13 protein-coding genes are annotated in these 16,869 nt (G+C 37.0%); 10 read left to right on the forward strand and 3 right to left on the reverse strand.

Translation table 11 applies throughout. The features are described from left to right. The first annotated feature begins 17 nt into the window (after nucleotides 1-17). The 8 genes from ACSBFT_RS13045 (at nucleotide 18) to ACSBFT_RS13080 (ending at nucleotide 11,359) form a co-directional block, all read left to right on the forward strand. Nucleotides 18-1,328 carry a SusE domain-containing protein gene (locus ACSBFT_RS13045; protein WP_489600967.1) on the forward strand — a complete coding sequence of 437 codons (1,311 nt, stop codon included), beginning with the start codon at nucleotides 18-20 and terminating at the stop codon, nucleotides 1,326-1,328. A 90-nt stretch (nucleotides 1,329-1,418) separates the two neighbouring features. Further along, nucleotides 1,419-2,606, forward strand: coding sequence for a glycoside hydrolase family 53 protein (locus ACSBFT_RS13050; protein ID WP_489600968.1), 1,188 nt, complete (start codon nucleotides 1,419-1,421; stop codon nucleotides 2,604-2,606). 26 nt (nucleotides 2,607-2,632) lie between these two features. Then, on the forward strand, nucleotides 2,633-4,462 hold the full coding sequence (locus tag ACSBFT_RS13055) for a glycoside hydrolase family 13 protein (RefSeq protein ID WP_489600969.1): 1,830 nt from the start codon (nucleotides 2,633-2,635) through the stop codon (nucleotides 4,460-4,462). A 148-nt stretch (nucleotides 4,463-4,610) separates the two neighbouring features. After that, nucleotides 4,611-5,732 carry a hypothetical protein gene (locus ACSBFT_RS13060; RefSeq protein WP_489600970.1) on the forward strand — a complete coding sequence of 374 codons (1,122 nt, stop codon included), beginning with the start codon at nucleotides 4,611-4,613 and terminating at the stop codon, nucleotides 5,730-5,732. Between the two features lie 212 nt (nucleotides 5,733-5,944). Further along, on the forward strand, nucleotides 5,945-6,271 hold the full coding sequence (locus ACSBFT_RS13065) for a LytTR family DNA-binding domain-containing protein (RefSeq protein ID WP_489600971.1): 327 nt from the start codon (nucleotides 5,945-5,947) through the stop codon (nucleotides 6,269-6,271). Nucleotides 6,272-6,329: 58 nt separating this feature from the next. Then, the gene (locus ACSBFT_RS13070; protein ID WP_489600972.1) at nucleotides 6,330-7,607 is read left to right on the forward strand and encodes a hypothetical protein; all 1,278 of its coding nucleotides are present in this window, start codon (nucleotides 6,330-6,332) and stop codon (nucleotides 7,605-7,607) included. Nucleotides 7,608-7,739: 132 nt separating this feature from the next. Continuing rightward, on the forward strand, nucleotides 7,740-8,672 hold the full coding sequence (locus ACSBFT_RS13075) for a hypothetical protein (RefSeq protein ID WP_489600973.1): 933 nt from the start codon (nucleotides 7,740-7,742) through the stop codon (nucleotides 8,670-8,672). Nucleotides 8,673-8,674: 2 nt separating this feature from the next. Further along, nucleotides 8,675-11,359 (forward strand): CHAT domain-containing protein, encoded by a 2,685-nt coding sequence (locus ACSBFT_RS13080; RefSeq protein WP_489600974.1) that lies wholly within the window; start codon nucleotides 8,675-8,677, stop codon nucleotides 11,357-11,359. Here the strand turns inward: ACSBFT_RS13080 and ACSBFT_RS13085 are convergent, their stop codons facing one another. Together ACSBFT_RS13085 and ACSBFT_RS13090 are read right to left on the reverse strand one after the other, a co-directional pair. After that, nucleotides 11,360-12,022, reverse strand: coding sequence for a hypothetical protein (locus ACSBFT_RS13085; RefSeq protein WP_489600975.1), 663 nt, complete (start codon nucleotides 12,020-12,022; stop codon nucleotides 11,360-11,362). Between the two features lie 10 nt (nucleotides 12,023-12,032). Further along, nucleotides 12,033-12,605: an RNA polymerase sigma factor gene (locus tag ACSBFT_RS13090; RefSeq protein WP_489600976.1), complete on the reverse strand. Its 573-nt coding sequence runs from the start codon at nucleotides 12,603-12,605 to the stop codon at nucleotides 12,033-12,035. Between the two features lie 193 nt (nucleotides 12,606-12,798). On the opposite strand from ACSBFT_RS13090, the gene ACSBFT_RS13095 reads away from it, so the two are divergent. Beyond that, complete coding sequence (locus ACSBFT_RS13095) at nucleotides 12,799-13,920, forward strand: hypothetical protein (RefSeq protein ID WP_489600977.1); 1,122 nt, start codon at nucleotides 12,799-12,801, stop codon at nucleotides 13,918-13,920. A 499-nt stretch (nucleotides 13,921-14,419) separates the two neighbouring features. Continuing rightward, a complete protein-coding gene (locus ACSBFT_RS13100) occupies nucleotides 14,420-16,105 on the forward strand; it encodes a 3-coathanger stack domain-containing protein (RefSeq protein ID WP_489600978.1) in 1,686 nt (561 codons plus the stop codon). A gap of 8 nt (nucleotides 16,106-16,113) precedes the next feature. Here ACSBFT_RS13100 and ACSBFT_RS13105 read toward each other — a convergent pair whose 3' ends face one another. Beyond that, nucleotides 16,114-16,845 carry a 5-oxoprolinase subunit PxpA gene (locus ACSBFT_RS13105; protein WP_489600979.1) on the reverse strand — a complete coding sequence of 244 codons (732 nt, stop codon included), beginning with the start codon at nucleotides 16,843-16,845 and terminating at the stop codon, nucleotides 16,114-16,116. Between the last annotated feature and the right edge of the window lie 24 nt (nucleotides 16,846-16,869).

A 16,869-nucleotide genomic window follows, 5' to 3' on the forward strand; every position in this document is an offset into this window, starting at 1 on the left:
TTAAAGAATAAAACAGAATGAAAAAATTAGTAAATAAAATCTATATTCTTTTAGGAATAATAGTACTATTTTCTTCTTGCGAAAAAGAGGAAATAAGAGCAGTTTTAGATCCTGCTGCCAAGCCAATAGTGAGCTTAAACAGCTCGTCTTTAGAACTATCTAAAGATAATGCGGAGGGCACGGCCTTAACCGTTTCTTGGGAAAAGCCCGCTTTTGGATTTAATGCTGGTGCACAATATAGAGTCTTGGTAGCCAAAGCAGGTACCAACTTCTCTGAGGCACAGGTATTTAGCACAGGTGCCAACCTTAGTCGTTCATGGACTAACAAACAACTGAATGCTTTATTGAAAAACATGGGTTTTGAAGTAACCGAAGCTGCTAGTTTAGAAATAGTCGTAGAGTCTATCTTAAGTGATGCTCAGGTTCAAAGATCTGACGCTATGTCATTAAGAGCACTAGGGTATTTAGATCAATTAGACCTAAGCTCTCCATGGGGAATAGTAGGTTCTGCTGCAACAAATGGTTGGGATGGTCCTGATATGCCATTCTATACTACCACAGAAACAGGTGTATTTGTGGCTTATGTAACGCTGAAAAAAGGCGAAATTAAAATTAGACAAAATAACGACTGGGCACTAAATTATGGTGACACAGGTAAGGATGGTATTTTAGACGAAGGTGGAGACAATATTGCGGTAGAAGCAGGAACATACTCCGTTACATTTAATGCCAATAACCTTAGCTACAAGATTGAAAAACTATCTTGGGGAATTGTAGGTTCAGCAGCTCCAAACGGATGGGATGGTCCAGACTTAGCATTTTCTTATGACGCCACATCAGACCAATGGAGAGTGATTGGTAAGCTGAAGGATGGTGAAATTAAAATCAGAAAAAACAATGACTGGGGTTTAAACTACGGTGACACTGGAGCGAATGGCGTTCTGGAAGAAAATGGTGATAACATTGCGGTTACAGCCGGTACATACTTGGTTACTTTCAACCAAAAAGAACTGACATATACCATAGAGCCTATTTCCGTTCCTGGTATTGTTGGTAGTGCAGCTCCTAACGGCTGGGATGGTCCAGATTTAAGCCTTAAGCCTGACTTCTCTAGAGAAGGTGTTTGGGTGGCTTATAATGTAACCTTAGTGAAAGGAGAAATCAAGTTCAGAATGAACAACGATTGGGCTGTAAACTACGGTGACACTGGAGCAGATGGTACATTAGAATTAAACGGCGACAACATTGCAGTAAATGCAGGAAAATACGATATAGAGGTAGACCTTTCTGACCCTGCAAGTCCTAAGTACGTGATTACAGCAAAATAAGAATAGTTGAATAATAGTCGCAGATAAACGGCTCTAAAGAATGGGGTGCTTCACCCCATTCTTTTTTTTAACCCTTTAACTAAAATCCTTTTGAATTTTTCAGATAGCTTAAATTTTGTTTTCCTATTCATTTTCCTCGGGATATTATCTTGCGGAAAGGAAAATAATATTCCGAAAATCTCAAAAACTTCTGAACCTGTTTTTTATGCCCCAGATGAATTTATTATGGGTGCAGACCTCTCCTACTCCAACACCATACTAGAAAAAGGTGGAATCTTTAAACTAGCAAACAAGGTAGAAGACCCCTTTAAAATCTTTAAAACTAACGGTGCCAATCTTATTAGAATAAGACTTTGGCATAGTCCAGAAACTTGGCAAAAAGACCTTAATAATGGTCACATCAGTGGCAATCTTACTGACGTAACCAAAAGTATTTTAAAGGCCAAATCGAATGGCTTGCAGGTATTATTAGACCTCCACTATTCAGACGTTTGGGCGGATCCAGATAAACAAGTCACATCAGAAAAATGGAAAAATCTATCTTTTGAAGTTCTAAAAGATTCTGTTTACCAATATACCTCCACCATTTTAAATCATCTGGCAAATCAAAACCTTATACCTGAATATATTCAAATAGGAAATGAATGTAATCAAGGGCTACTTTTTCCATACGGCAAAATTGAAAACAACGATTTCCAAAATTTTGCAGAGCTTTTAAAAAGTGGTATTACCGCAGTAAGAGATTTCTCTAAAACGCAAACTATAAAAACGAAAGTCATTCTTCATATAGCACAGTTTCAGCACGCCGACTGGTGGGTCAATGGATTGGTAAACCAAGAAAACTTGAAAGACTTTGACATTATAGGCGTTTCGCATTATTTCCCCTACGCCTCATTAACAAGCATGACTGATCTTACCACGGAAATTGCAAAGCTTAAAGCCAAATACAACAAAGAAGTTATGGTGGTGGAAACGGCCTACCCATGGACCAGCGACAACTCCGATTCTTATGGAAACATCTTTTCTGGCAAAGAACAATTTACCAATTATAAGATAAGTAAAACAGGCCAATACGAATATTTAAAAGACCTAACCGCCGCCATCATGGCAGGCGGTGGCAAGGGAATTATATACTGGGCACCAGACTGGATAAGCTCAAACATGAGAGACCTCTGGGGCACCGGCTCATCATGGGAAAACAATGCCCTTTTCGATTTCAACGGAAACATACTGCCAGCGGTGGAATTCATGACACATGACTACGGCATTCAGAATTAACAAACCTAAAAAACCTTAAAACGAAAATGAAAAAAACTCTTATTCTCTTACTACTCATTCAAGTCAGCGTTTTTGCTCAAAAAATAGAACGGGTGGAGCCCCAAAACTGGTGGGTTGGCATGCAAGAACCTATGGTTCAACTTCTGGTTCATGGCACAAACATCTCTAGTTATTCACCTAGCCTAAAATACAAGGGTGTTAAAATTCAAGCTGTTCATAAAACAGACAATTCAAATTACCTTTTCATAGACCTCTTGGTTTCAAAAAAAGCAACACCAGGAAAAGTCAACATCACTTTTAGAAACGGTTCAGAAAGCGAGGTATATGAATTTGAACTTAAACAGCGAAAAGAAAACTCGGCTTTAAGACAAGGCTTTAATAGCTCAGATGCTATTTATTTGATTACACCAGATCGTTTTGCAAATGGAAATCCAGCAAACGATAACATCAGTGGTTACCCAGACAAAGCCGCTCCTACTAAAGAATTTGGTAGACATGGTGGAGATATTCAAGGTATCACAGAACATATAGATTATATCGCAGACATGGGTTTTACGGCTATTTGGCCCATGCCTTTAGAAGAAAACAACATGGATGAGGCTAGCTACCATGGCTACGCCATTACAGATTTCTATAAGATTGACCCAAGATTTGGCACCAACCAAGATTATTATCAACTTTCTGCCGAAGGCAAAAAACTGGGGGTGAAGCTCATTAAAGATGTGGTACTTAACCACTGTGGCAGCAAGCACTGGTGGATGAACGACCTTCCAGCAAGCGACTGGATAAACAATGGCGGGCAATTTAAAAGCACCAATCACCGAAGAGAGACGCTGAGAGATATTCATGCCTCAGCAGCAGATACACAAGTGATGGCCGATGGTTGGTTTGTAGAAACTATGCCGGATATGAATCAAAAAAATCCATTTTTAGCCAACTACCTGATTCAGAACAGCCTTTGGTGGATAGAAATGGCAGATTTAGATGGCTTGAGGGTAGACACCTATCCTTACTCCGACCAAGATTTCTCTAGCAGATGGAGCAAAAGAATCATGGACGAATATCCAAACTTCAATATCACTTCAGAAGAATGGAGCACTAATCCTGCCATAACTTCCTATTGGCAAAAGGGGAAAGTAAACGCCAATGGTTACCAGTCTTACGTACCTACACCTATGGACTTCCCACTTCAAGATGCCTTGGTAAGTGGACTGAACGAACCGGTCCAATGGAATGGAGATTTCAACAAGGTATATCATTCTATTTCAAATGATTTTCTTTATGCAGATGCATCTAGTATTTTGATATTCACAGATAACCATGACATGAGTCGTATTTATACACAGCTACATGAAAACTACGACCACTTTAAAATGGCGATGGTATTAATGGCGACCATGCGAGGAATTCCGCAGTTTTATTACGGTACAGAAATACTAATGACAAATCCAAACTCTGATTCTCATGGAGAAATTAGAGGAAACTTCCCAGGTGGTTTTAGGGCCATGAGTAGTAATGCTTTCACTTCTGAGGGTCTTTCAATCCAACAAAAAGAAGCTCAAACGCTTCTTCAAAAACTCTTAAAATACAGAAAAACAAACCCCGTTCTCCATAAAGGAAAACTCACCCACTTCGGTCCAGAAAATGGCGTTTACGTGTATTTCCGTCATAGTGATGCTGGAAAAGTAATGGTGATATTAAATAAAAATAAAAATAACCAAACGCTAGATTTGAACAGATTCAGGGAGTTATTACCAGAAAATACCAGTGTTAAAAATGTACTGAGCCAAGAAACCATGACCTTAGGTCAATCGCTAGAAATTAAAAGTAACACTTCCTTAGTTTTAGAATTCTAAGAAAAAAAATCAACAAACTATATAAGCCTTAAATCCCCAGAAATGGGGATTTTTTTGTTTTTAAAAACTATGCCGAACAGGTTACAAAAACACAAACCATCCGGATATAGTATAAATGAAGTCTCTCATACATTTAAAACTATATCAAATGAAAAAAACTATACTACTATTACTATTTCTCTCTTTGTCTATCACCTGCATGGCACAGTCTATCACCTTAAGTGGGGCTTCGCCTAGTGGTTATTCTTATCAGTATAATGGAGTCTATAATTTGTCACAAACAAACCCTCTTTTTTTTAGTGGAAAAGACCCAGGTACTAACGTATATGCTAAAAGTAACTCAAATGTAATATACTCCTTTCACTATATTTTTAGATCAAACAATTATTGGTATATCGCAAATGACTGGAATGCTGGAGGTGGGTATTATGGCTCTCAAATTGCTTACAGATGGAATACTTTTTCAAATTCCATTGACCCACCGTGTCTTGCGGATTGGGAAAAATACACTGACCCGGTTTACGAAACAGACCCATATAACCCCGTTCCTATAACTCCAGAGATGCCATCTGGCAATTTTGAAACGTTAGCCATTACCGGAATTTGTTTTGACACCACATCTTGCAATACTTCTTTTCTAGCTGCTTCTCAATACATCCAACTGCCAACTATTCCAAATCAGGGCATAAACAGCATCAGTCCTACACATAAAGGCATGATGACTTATGATTGTGAACAAGGAAAACTTATGCTCCACGACGGCAATGAGTGGATAATGGTTCAAGGTTCTAAAGAGGATGTCATTTTACCTGAAAATGCAAATATAACGTTTGACAATGGGTATAAAATTTCACAGATAGCGGATGGACTAAATGTTAACACATCAGGTGCTCAATTCCTTTCAATGAATTCAACTGGATTTAATAAAGTTGGGATTAACAATAGTTCTCCAAGCTCATCAGTTCATATGACAGGGTCAAATGCCCATTCCGTGACCACTACTTCTTCAGATCTAGCTTTAAATCAAATTCATAGATATGTAATAGTGACAGGTACAGTGACTAGAACTATGACTTTGCCAGACCCCACCACCTGTTCTGGTAGGATATACCATATTTTAAATTATAACACACAAAACATCAATATTTCAACAGTTCCTAGTGGCATACAGATTGACGCTACAATTCAAACAACAACGTATGCGGTAGTCCCCACCTCAAGCACTCAGTTAATCTCAAATGGCACTAAATGGTATGTCATTCATAACTAAACATTAGCTTATTTTTATTTATAACAAAGCGACAAATCGAAAGATATGCCGCTTTGTTTTTTATTAATGCTAATCAATATTTTGTTAAGGAATTACTGCTTTGGGGCTCAGTTTATCAAACTCATTCCTGAAGAATTTTGAAATATTTCATACGAACACGTTACAAAAAAACTATGGTTTAGGATATGTATTTATAAAACATGAAAAATCCAATGAAAACCAACCAAGAAATCCAAAATGAAGTTGTAATGCTAGGAGCCCGGACTTTCCTGCTACCAAACAATATCACACACTTAGAAGCTGATGTAAATTACACCAACGTTTATACCGCCAACGGAAAGTACTATGTACTTTCGACCACTATGCAAAAAGTAATGACTTGCTTAAGCGAGCATGGTAACTTTGTTAGAATTAGCAGAAAGCATGTGGTAAACATGCAATTCGCCGAACTACAGAATGATATGGAAGTCAAGCTAGAAGATGGCAAAAAGTTAAAGTTCTCAAGAAGAGGTTGGAAACGATTTTCTGAAAATAGTTAGACTTAAACAATGTAGATTTTGAATTCTCTAAATAATCAAAATAAATACTAATTAGAACATGAAAAAAACTATCCTACTCCTATTTGTTTCTATTTGCAGTTTTGCACAGGTCACCATTTCTGGTGCCAGTGAGACATACCTAAATGTCACTTATAATCCTTTGTCCTATAATGCCTCTTTGGACGAATATCTTTGTATCGGCCCCACTCCCATTTATAGTCCCTATGAACTTTATGATGCAGGCACTTCCATTTACACGGCTACTATCAGTATGCCCGGATATTCCTCAAACATAGAAGCATATATCATGAGAAGAAATGGACAGTGGAATATTGAAGCTCGAGACATTTATGGTAATTACATTGTTTTCTATAGGTCTGTTGGCACTAACGCCGACCCTGAGCCTCCATGTGACACCACTTGGGAGAAATGGGATTCTTGGTGTTTCAGCTATGGACATATTGACCCTACGGGTATTTACACCTCTACCATTCATTTAACAGGAAACTGTATAAGCTGTGAAACATTAAGTGGCATTATACTTCCAGAAATAGTTAATTTTCCAGTAATAAGTGATTTTACTATGAATTCACTTACTCCGAGTGATGGATTAAGAGAAGGCTCCACCGCTTTTAATTGTACCGTAAATTCACTTGTGGTTTATGACGGATGCGAGTGGCAAAAAATCAAAACAGAATCTATATATAAACCGGGTTTAGTAAACGCAATTATGAGCTTCAATGGAAGCTCTCAAACAGTTTTATTTAATTGGTTTCACCCGAGACCGTCTATAGTTTCACAGTTTATACTTCAATATTCTACAAACAATGGTCCGTGGATAGATTATCAATCATTCCCAAACACCACCTTTTCTTATAGTAATAATAGTTTGGCTAGCAATACTTTTAACATCAATCAAACTTACACCTGGAGAATCAAAACCATTGAAACTTGCGGAGAGAAGTCTTACTCTTGCCTAAAGGAAATTTATTACGCATTCTATTATTATGGTCAAACTAACTCTTACCCTGTGCTAATAAATATAAATGCTCCATTTACGGTGGGTTCTGGCATTTTAATAAAAATGGAATCTAATAATGCTGGTACTGGTGTTGCAAACTGGGTATATAACCTCGAATACTATGACGGTTCAACTTGGCAAAATGTTCTTACTCAAAATTTAGCCATTGCCTCTTTTCCTCACAGTTTTATTATCTCAGGAAGTAATTTACTGCTAGATGGGAAATACAGAGTTCATGTCAATAATACGTCAAACCCAGGAGCCTTTCACCATGTAGAATTTCATTATAGTACTCCTCCCGAAGCGTGTGAATAGGATAGTCCTAGTAATTACCAACTAATGAACAAAAGCTTTACCTTTTTTCTGCTTTCTTTATAATTTACAAAGTCCAATGGTTACAAAACCCTGCCCCAAAAGTATTAACGCATAACAAACCAAAATTTCAAAATGAGAAAAGTAATCTTAAACGCCATTTTACTTCTTACACTTTCCGTTTCATTGCTTATGTGTAAGAAAAAGTGTGTTATGCCCGAGAACACTACCTTTTCATTTGCACAAGTAACTTGGGCAAATGTTAGCTATGATAGTGAAAATTGTAGGCAAATATGTGATAATTCAACATCCAATTACATACCTAATGCCGGCTTATCTATTTGTGGTATTGAAAAGTTTGGCTGCAATTATAATAACAAAATAAATACCATCATCATAAAAGACTCCGATGGTTATGAGACCTACTATACTTACAAAGACGGTCTACCTGATCGTTATAAAACGATGGAGTGCTGTCTTATTTACAAAGACATAAAAGAAAGTAACACAACGATTTACAATGATTTTAGCTTTGATAAAGACACATACAAAACCATAGAGCCAAGTGTCTATGAAGTCACTCCAAAAGGAACTGTAGAAGCAGAACAAGGTAAAACTGACGACAAATCTTTTATAAAGTTTGTAATGCCTAAAGTCATAGAAAATTATAGCGAAGGATTGTTTTATGAAGGCTTACCGAGCAAAGTGTATAATTTAAGAGAGCTAGTTAAACCAACTTTAAACAAAAACAACATTCAAAAAGTATGGACAAATGACAAAAACCTAATTTTAGATAGCGAAGGGGCCATTGTTTTATCTGAATCTGAAGATACCCCATTAGGTAGTTTAAATTACATTTACTATCAACTTGAAGGCGATAATACAACCTACCGAACTGCCTTAATTATTAAACGCTCTTCTGAAAAACTTCCTGAAGATCCTGACCAAAGAGCAAAATACTATTTTGACAATATTAACGACCACCTTGACGACAAACCTTGTTTTGGAGGTGGTATTCAGGACCCCGGAACAGCTGGGCCTCCTAATATGATAGTCCCTGGACCATAATAATGCGATTTATAATTATTTTATTAAACTTAATTGGTTACTCGGCGTTTGCACAAAAAACGCCGAGTCCAAATACCCTCCTAAAAGAGGGTTATCGTATTTATGCTAATAATACAGCAGATACGCTTGCGGCCATGGCAAAGTATCGCGAAGCTTATAGCGGTTTTTTAAAAGAAAAAAACTATTGTGGGGCTTCAGAAGCGTTGCTTTACCAAGGTGCCTTGTTGGTTGATTTAGGAGCTTACCAACTGGCCGAAAACATCCTTTACAAAGGAATTCAGAATAACAGCAAGGCAGATTGCGATAGTTCAAAAATAAAGCTATTCCAATCACTTGCCTTCTTGTACCATAAAGCCGGTTTACTTTATAAATCAAGCCAAGTCTTTTTCTCTATAGACTCCCTCCTATTCGCAAATCCTGATTTAATAAAAAACCCTAACTTATTCTTATACCACTATGCCAACTTTAGCAATCAAGCTTCATTCTATCATCAAATAGGTGACCTGGAAAACGCAAAAGTTTACTTTAAAAAGGCCACTGAATTCTCTAAGGTCTATGAGACCAAGAACTTTCTGGTAAAAGGTTTAAGAAATGAAGCTAATTTTCACAATACAACAGATAACTACCAACTGGCTAAAGAACTTTATAGCGAAGCTCTAAAGTACGCTCATTATCAATCTGACAAAGCCGACATTCATACAGCCTTGTCAATCTTAAATAGTAGAGAAAATAAGTTTGAAGAGGCCAAATTGCACATAAACAAAGCTAACCTTCTTTTTACTGATACTCACTATAAGGGAAAAGAAAGCATTTCAAAAGAAGTATACCTTCGATTCTTACTTCAAAAAGCTCATTTAGAAATTGAAGAGAATCAATTAAACATTGCCAAAAACACTTTATCAAAAATTTTAAATGAAACTGCCTTCATTATAGAAAAAGCCAAAGCCAACGAGCTGCTTTCTGTTATTTACACAAAAGAAGGAAACCTAAACGAAGCCGGAAAAAGTATTGATAAGGCTTTAGCATTAGTTAGATATAACGCTAAAAGCCCGGAACAAACCCTTGACTACATTCTAGCCCTTAAGCTGCTTTATCATAAAGCAGAAAATGCTTTAGTTCAAAACAAGAATACGGAAGACATCTATCTTGCTATTTCTGTCCTTGCTAAGCTCGCTCGCGAATACTTACCCTATGACCAAAGCAAAGCATACCTAAACCAGCTAAGCAACCCATATTTATTAAACGGCTTAAGGATTTTAAAAAAGAATGGAAACCCTAGGGTCCTCTTCACTTTGGCAGATTCCTATAAAGGAGGTATTCTACAAGATAACCATGAAAAATTGACGATTAAGAAAGATTTTACGGAGCTGGCACTCAAAGAGAAAGAATTAATTAGTCAGCTCCAAAAAAACAAATTAGCTTTAGTTATTTCACCAAATGATAGCATACTTTTAAAGAAGCAGAACGATCTAAAATTAAAACAAAGCCATATCCTAAATCAACTTAATAGGAAAAAGAAAAGCCAAAGCGAAAGTGTGCAGTTCAGTTCTTATCAGGAAGTATTAAGACCTACGGAATACTTGATTGAAATAGCCGATTTAGTAGAGGAATATTTAATTATAGGTTTTGGAAAACAGACTAAAATAAAAACTTTTAGTGTCTCTAAGTCAGAAGTCAATAAAGAACTTGAGCCTTTGCTTTCCCAGGTTTACAACCAACCTGGTCTCGGAATATACACAGGTAGCCTGCATGCTCAAAAGCTTTACGATCTATTATTAAAGCCGCTAGAACAATCTCTTGGAAACATTAGGGAGCTAATTATCATCAGAGATGGCGATCTAAATAAGCTTGCCTTCGACATACTAGAAGATTCTCCTAAGCAAAGTATTTTAGAAAAGTATGCTATTTCCTATGATTATTCCGCCACTATTTGGAAGAATAGTCAATATACTCGCCCAATAGAAAAAGCCGCATCCATTTTGGCCATTGCCCCATATGCCAATCAAAACTGGAGTACAAGCACCTTCAGAGGTAAAGGACTGGGTCACCTTCCATTCTCAAAACTTGAAGTTGAAAAAATTTCAGGAACTATATATCAAAACAAGACCGCCACAAAAAAACATTTTCTAGAAGACTACCAAAAACACGGGATAATCCATTTCGCAACACATGCTCAAATGGACGACACTGACCCAGCTAAATCTTTTATAGCTTTTTATCCCGATAGCTCCGACTATAAACTATACACAGAAGAACTTTATAATTTATCACTTAAAAACACGCAGTTAGTAGTCTTATCCGCCTGTGAAGCAGGTGGTGGAAAGTTACAGCAAGGTGAAGGTTTAATGTCTTTAGCAAGAGGTTTTGCCTATGCCGGATGCCCTTCTGTGATAACCACCCTTTGGAAAGCAAATGACCAGAGCACCGCTTGGCTTGCAGAGAGACTGCACCACTATTTAAAAAAAGGATGGAATAAAGCTGCTGCACTTAGACAAGCCAAATTAGATTTTAGAGCATCGGATATTGGTCAAGAGTTTGACCATCCGTACTACTGGGCAAATTTTATTCTAATTGGAAATAATGAGCCTTTAGAACGCTCATTTTGGGAACTATACAAATGGTGGACAATTGGTAGTTTTCTTCTTTTACTAGTCCTATCTATAGGACTCTGGAGACTTAGAAAATAGCTAAAACCATAACCTCACTTTCATTTTCAATCGCTCCATCAAGGAAAGTGGATATTTGAAATCTTCTTGGGATTCTAAATCATCCAAAAGTAGAGATGCCTTCTTTTCATCAATTCCTGAAACAGCTACCACCTCAAACCAACGAGCGGCATCTTGATAATAGGCTCTTAAACCTTCATTATTCTTTAAAACTTCAAAAGTTTCAGCGGCTTCTGTGTATTTCCCTTCCGCCAACATACCCTGAGCTAGTATATAATCCTGATAAACCTGATTCCCACTATTATTCGTGTCAGTGTTTCCTCTTTCTATTAAAGCTGTGACATCTGGCAGATAAAAATCTGCATTCCCTAAATAAAGGACTGCTACTAAACATGCCGCCACAGCAGCTCCTGCAAATCTGTATAAAACCTTAAAAGTCTGGCGTTTGGGTCTAAAGGCAATAACCCTGCCACCAGCGTGGGAGCCCCATTCTTGCATTTTCTGCTCATGAATGGCTTTAATATTTTCTCTTGAATTAAATCTTACGACCGTCTCCGAAAGCAGTTTTTGTTGAGCATACGCCTTCGCAAATTCCGATTCATTTTTAATTCTTTCTTGAACAGTCCTCTCCTCCTCAGCACTAAGTCTGTTTAAGATATAATCTTCTATTAATTCTAAATCCATTTATTATTGATTACTTGGTGAGCGTCTCAGAAACTTTTTTCAAACACTTGCTTTTCGCATTCCTAACAACTTGTTCGTTTTCATAAAGACCTTCATTAATAAGCTTCTGAGCTAGCTCTTTAATACCATATCCGAGACCATACACCATTTGTAATATCCTTTTGCAATTTTTTCCAACATTTTCAAAAATAGCGAGGTACTTATCCCAAACTTCTTTCTCTGCTATGATTTCAGAAACATCAATTTCGACTTCGTCATGGTTTTCAAAATAAACATGTTGCCTTGCAACTCTTGCCTTTTCAGAGCTTAAATGTTTAAACCATAAGTTTTTCAAGATCGACTTCAAGTAGCTCCTCAGGTAAATGCCTTCTTGTATTTGATATTTTCCATTTTTGATATTATTTACCAATGCCTCCATCCCTTCCCAAATGATATCTTCTGGTTCTTTAGCACTTTCTTGATTTTTACAGGTATTCAGAAACCTGACCATTTCGCCCTTATTCTGCTCATAAAGCCTTGAAATAGCGTCATTTTCAGCACTTCCTCCTTTTTTTATACTTTTTACAATTTCTGAGTCTGTCAATTTTTTAAGCGGTTTATTTTAGAAATGGTTAGTTTCTACAAGCTAATGTAAAAATCTAATTACTTAAAAGTCAATAATCAGCAAAAAACTGTAGCTTCCTTAAGTTTAAAAACATGGAGAAAAAGGAAAAAATTACAAGAGTTTACAAAAACAATGTTTACTAGTATCTCATTAAAAACAACATCCTTAGATTATGAAAAAAATCATACTTCTTCTTACGATAGCATTTTCTAGCTTTTGTAACCATTCAAAAGCTCAGGTAAATACCCTGCAAAACAATACCACTTCCGTCACGATATTACCAAGCAGTATTAATTCTACGCATATTTCCAACAATAACTTCTCTAACAATACTGACAATTTAATATTAGGTAAGGATGCCATGTTGAACGATATCAACACCGCATTCCCAAATACTTCTAATGGCAATGTCGTGATAGGCATAGAATCTATGAAAAATGGTCAAGACGCCATTAACAATATAGCCATAGGTAAAGGGGCTAACTATTGGAGTGTCTATTCCGACAGAAACATTGCAATCGGCACAAACGCTCTCTATTCACATCACCCCATAAGCGGACAGGGTGTAAACAACGATGACAATATTGCCATTGGTCACGAGGCCATGAAAAACTTTTTTTGCCTCAATAAATTCAATGTGGGTATTGGTACTCAGGCCCTACAAGAGCCAACCCAGTCTGCTGTAGGAATTGGGTACCAAGCGGGTAAACTAGGTTCCAGCTTTTCGGTCCTTATTGGTTACCAATCCGGGCTCAATGCCTCTTATAGTTCGGTAGCCATAGGCTATCAAACCGCTCACCTAAATCCTACTCAAAGAGGTGTCTATATTGGTTATAAGGCGGGTTATTCAGAAGCCACAAATGATAAATTATACATTGAAAACACAGATAGTAATACGCCGCTCATTGGCGGAGATTTTGATAAAAATATAGTGGGCATTAATGTTCCCATAAGTAATTTAGAGACCATTTCAGAAGATAAACTCTACGTCAACGGAAATCTCAGAATCACTGGAGCCGTCAATTCATCTACAAAAATTTTTAGTTCAGATATCACCATTACAGATAACGACGATAATTACAAGCTTATTTATACGGGCACTACTGCCAGTTCTTTTAATTTACCGCTTCCCGGCAACCTAGGACGTGAACTGTTAATTGTGAATCATGGTGCTGGAAATTTGACCCTAAACATGCCAGTCATCACTGGAATAATTTCATCCATAAATACTATAGCTCCTAACGAAGTGATACATGTAGTGGCAACAGGAACAGATTGGCATAAAATAAACTAAAAAATATTCACAAATAAGTTAACTTTCGCAAATTCAACTTATGCCTATGATAAGCATTTCTTTTCAGACTAATTCTAAAGGTAGTTCAGTCACAGTCACAGATGCAAACTAATATGGTAGGCTTTCTTTAGTTGATTTTAAGAAATCATCGACGTTATTGTCGATAAAAACCATGTTCAAAACACCTACAGTCTGCAAGCTTTCCATAATTCTCTTATCTGTCAAAACACTGTTTTTGGGTTCATTCAAAGTCCGAATTAACATCGACAGTTTTAAAAAGGATATCTGGACTTATGCTGGTACTTGCTGCATTAAAAGCCATCAAGTACTGTTTCCATAAAGTATTGTCAAACAATTAGATACCGTCTAATAATTAACTATTAAAGATTTAGACAAACTTTTAATTAAATTCCATTTTTACTTAGCAATTATAACAAAAAGACACGACCTTTAGCACAATTAGATAAATGCTTTCCATAAAATACCTTTGCTTTCCTAGATGACATTTTCGCTTTCCAACGTAAGAACCTTGGTTCTTTACATCTTCTTTTTTATAATTTGTTTTTCCACAATAGCCCAGAAAAAAGAGCCCTTACGTCCTTTTAATTCTGTCAGCACCATTTATGACAGCTGTCAGGTAGTTTGCAACTTATTCCCTGCCAATAGAGACAATTTGGTAGCCACAGAAGAACTGGTATTCCCAGCTATTATCGATAATTCTGAATGTTATGAAGTTCCCAAAGATTTCAATCCAGGATGCCTTCTTAGCTATAATAATTCCAAATGGTTCTTGGTGAAAATAATAGAAGGAGACAGCCTTACTTTTAACTTTGGAAACTCAAAAAATTACGATACTGACGCTGCTATTTGGGGTCCCATAGCCCAAAATGACTTGGATTCCACCTGTCATGCATCCCAACAATTCCCAAAGGCTTGTGACTACTCTTCCATCACGCCAACATTAAATTTAAATCATGCAGATTCGGGGGCATATTACCTATTAACCATTACAAATTATTCGAACGATAATACAGATATATTACTAAATCAACCTCTGGGAGGCAAAGTAATGTATTCCTATTTTTGTTCTGAAAACACGAATATTGGCTCAAGTATTTCCGGAAATCAAAACATTCAAGCCATCTCAAAATTGCAATTAAGCTATGATATAAAATCTGCCAGTAGCATAAATGTAAAAGGCGGAAAAAGCGTTGAATTATTACCCGGATTTGAAACAGATACCAGTACCATTTTCACTGCAAATATTGGGGAATGTATTAATACCAGCCAAAACTATAGCCCAGACACTGCCACCGTGGTTTGTGAAGATTTCCATAATCATGGTCAAAACATACCCCACTTATACACGAATGCTAGTTCTTACGAGATGCTCGGAACTGTTTTCGCTCTCTCTCAACCAGAGTATAGAACAGAATCAAACGGCGTTTATAAGAAAATGACCAAGATTGGAATTGATAAAACATCCAATCGTTTTTTATGGGGCTACAGAGAACCGTATATATCTCCAGCAAACGTACACTTAAGAACTAACGCAAACTGCCCTACATATCCTGATCAAAGAACCACAGAGATGCAGTATACTTACAGAGATGAAAGAACGCTGCCTGTTTTAACACCTATTGTAAATTATGCTAACCTGAACACACCATTTTACCTTTCAAATGATTTTCCCTACGGTGTATATGAGTATGATATTTTTAATTTCTACTTGAAAAGCGGCATTACAAATCTTACTTATAGAATTAACGGGGGGGCTTGGAAAGCCTCTATAAATTATGCCCCAGTATGGGAGCCTTTTACAGAAAGGTTTTTGGACGTTACCAAGATAGAACACATCAGAACTCCAAAAGACTTCTATATGGATTTCACTACAGATGATGGTCAAACCGTCGACAGGTATTTAGTCACCAGAAGTTCATGTGGCGGACATTTTTGCGGAACCACCGTTTTTAATAGACTTGCCGACTCCACAGTAATCGTCAGCGTTTTCCAGGGAGATATTAATGTAGATATGCAGTTGGGCGATGTTGAATCATTCGGAGGCTTTGGTCCTTGCTTTTACCTAGGTAAAATGGAAGAAGGAGATTATTCATTCCCATTAAAATCTACCAAAGGAGATTTTGTATTAGATCCCGATGTTTTCGTCAGAGTTAAGTTTGACTAAGACACCTATCACAGAGCCCTTTCCTTATGGATTAGTTTGGCTATAACCAAAGCATTTTTACCGTCTCCATGAATACAAATGGTATCGGCTCTTACATGTATTACCCCATTTTCATAGGAAGTAACTTTGCCTTTTTTAAGCTCTCGAAACTGCTTTAAGGCCAACTCCGGAGTCTCTGTCATCGCAAACGCCAAAGATCTTTTCCTCAGACTTCCATCGTTTTCATATGTTCTATCTACAAAAGCCTCCTGCCATACTTTCAAACCACTTGCAATAGCTTTCTCACTCCCTTTTGATCCTGCCAAACTATAAAGAACAAGATTAGGGTCAATACCTTTCATCACATCACAAATAGCTTCACAAATAGCTGTTTCTGAAGCAGCCTCATTATATAAAGCTCCATGAGGTTTAATATGATGTAAAATACCTCCAGAAGCGTCCACAATTTCCTTTACAAACAAAATTTGCTCATGAAGAACTGTCTTTAACTCCTTTATGGTTAAAGATATTTTTAGCCTACCAAAATTCTCTTTATCTGGGTAACTCGGGTGAGCTCCCACTTTTAAACCCAAAGCCAAAGCTTCATGAATTGTATCTCTAATAAGGAATACATCTCCAGCATGAGCACCACAAGAAATGTTAACGGAAGTAATGTAGCGTAATAAGCTTTTGTCTCGGCCAGATAACCAAGTTTCAGAAATCTCGCCCATGTCGCAATTTATATCTATAAGCTTTGCCATGGATTAAAGTAAAAAACTTCGGAA

The organism is Arcticibacterium sp. SM2516 (assembly GCF_057914865.1).

Bases quoted from the DNA above. Each gene is read 5' to 3' on its own strand.
- ACSBFT_RS13060 (WP_489600970.1), top strand. From the start codon at position 4,611: ATGAAAAAAACTATACTACTATTACTATTTCTCTCTTTGTCTATCACC.
- ACSBFT_RS13045 (WP_489600967.1), top strand. From the start codon at position 18: ATGAAAAAATTAGTAAATAAAATCTATATTCTTTTAGGAATAATAGTA.
- ACSBFT_RS13065 (WP_489600971.1), top strand. From the start codon at position 5,945: ATGAAAACCAACCAAGAAATCCAAAATGAAGTTGTAATGCTAGGAGCC.
- ACSBFT_RS13085 (WP_489600975.1), bottom strand. From the start codon at position 12,022: ATGGATTTAGAATTAATAGAAGATTATATCTTAAACAGACTTAGTGCT.
- ACSBFT_RS13075 (WP_489600973.1), top strand. From the start codon at position 7,740: ATGAGAAAAGTAATCTTAAACGCCATTTTACTTCTTACACTTTCCGTT.
- ACSBFT_RS13070 (WP_489600972.1), top strand. From the start codon at position 6,330: ATGAAAAAAACTATCCTACTCCTATTTGTTTCTATTTGCAGTTTTGCA.
- ACSBFT_RS13100 (WP_489600978.1), top strand. From the start codon at position 14,420: ATGACATTTTCGCTTTCCAACGTAAGAACCTTGGTTCTTTACATCTTC.
- ACSBFT_RS13105 (WP_489600979.1), bottom strand. From the start codon at position 16,845: ATGGCAAAGCTTATAGATATAAATTGCGACATGGGCGAGATTTCTGAA.
- ACSBFT_RS13080 (WP_489600974.1), top strand. From the start codon at position 8,675: ATGCGATTTATAATTATTTTATTAAACTTAATTGGTTACTCGGCGTTT.
- ACSBFT_RS13095 (WP_489600977.1), top strand. From the start codon at position 12,799: ATGAAAAAAATCATACTTCTTCTTACGATAGCATTTTCTAGCTTTTGT.
- ACSBFT_RS13055 (WP_489600969.1), top strand. From the start codon at position 2,633: ATGAAAAAAACTCTTATTCTCTTACTACTCATTCAAGTCAGCGTTTTT.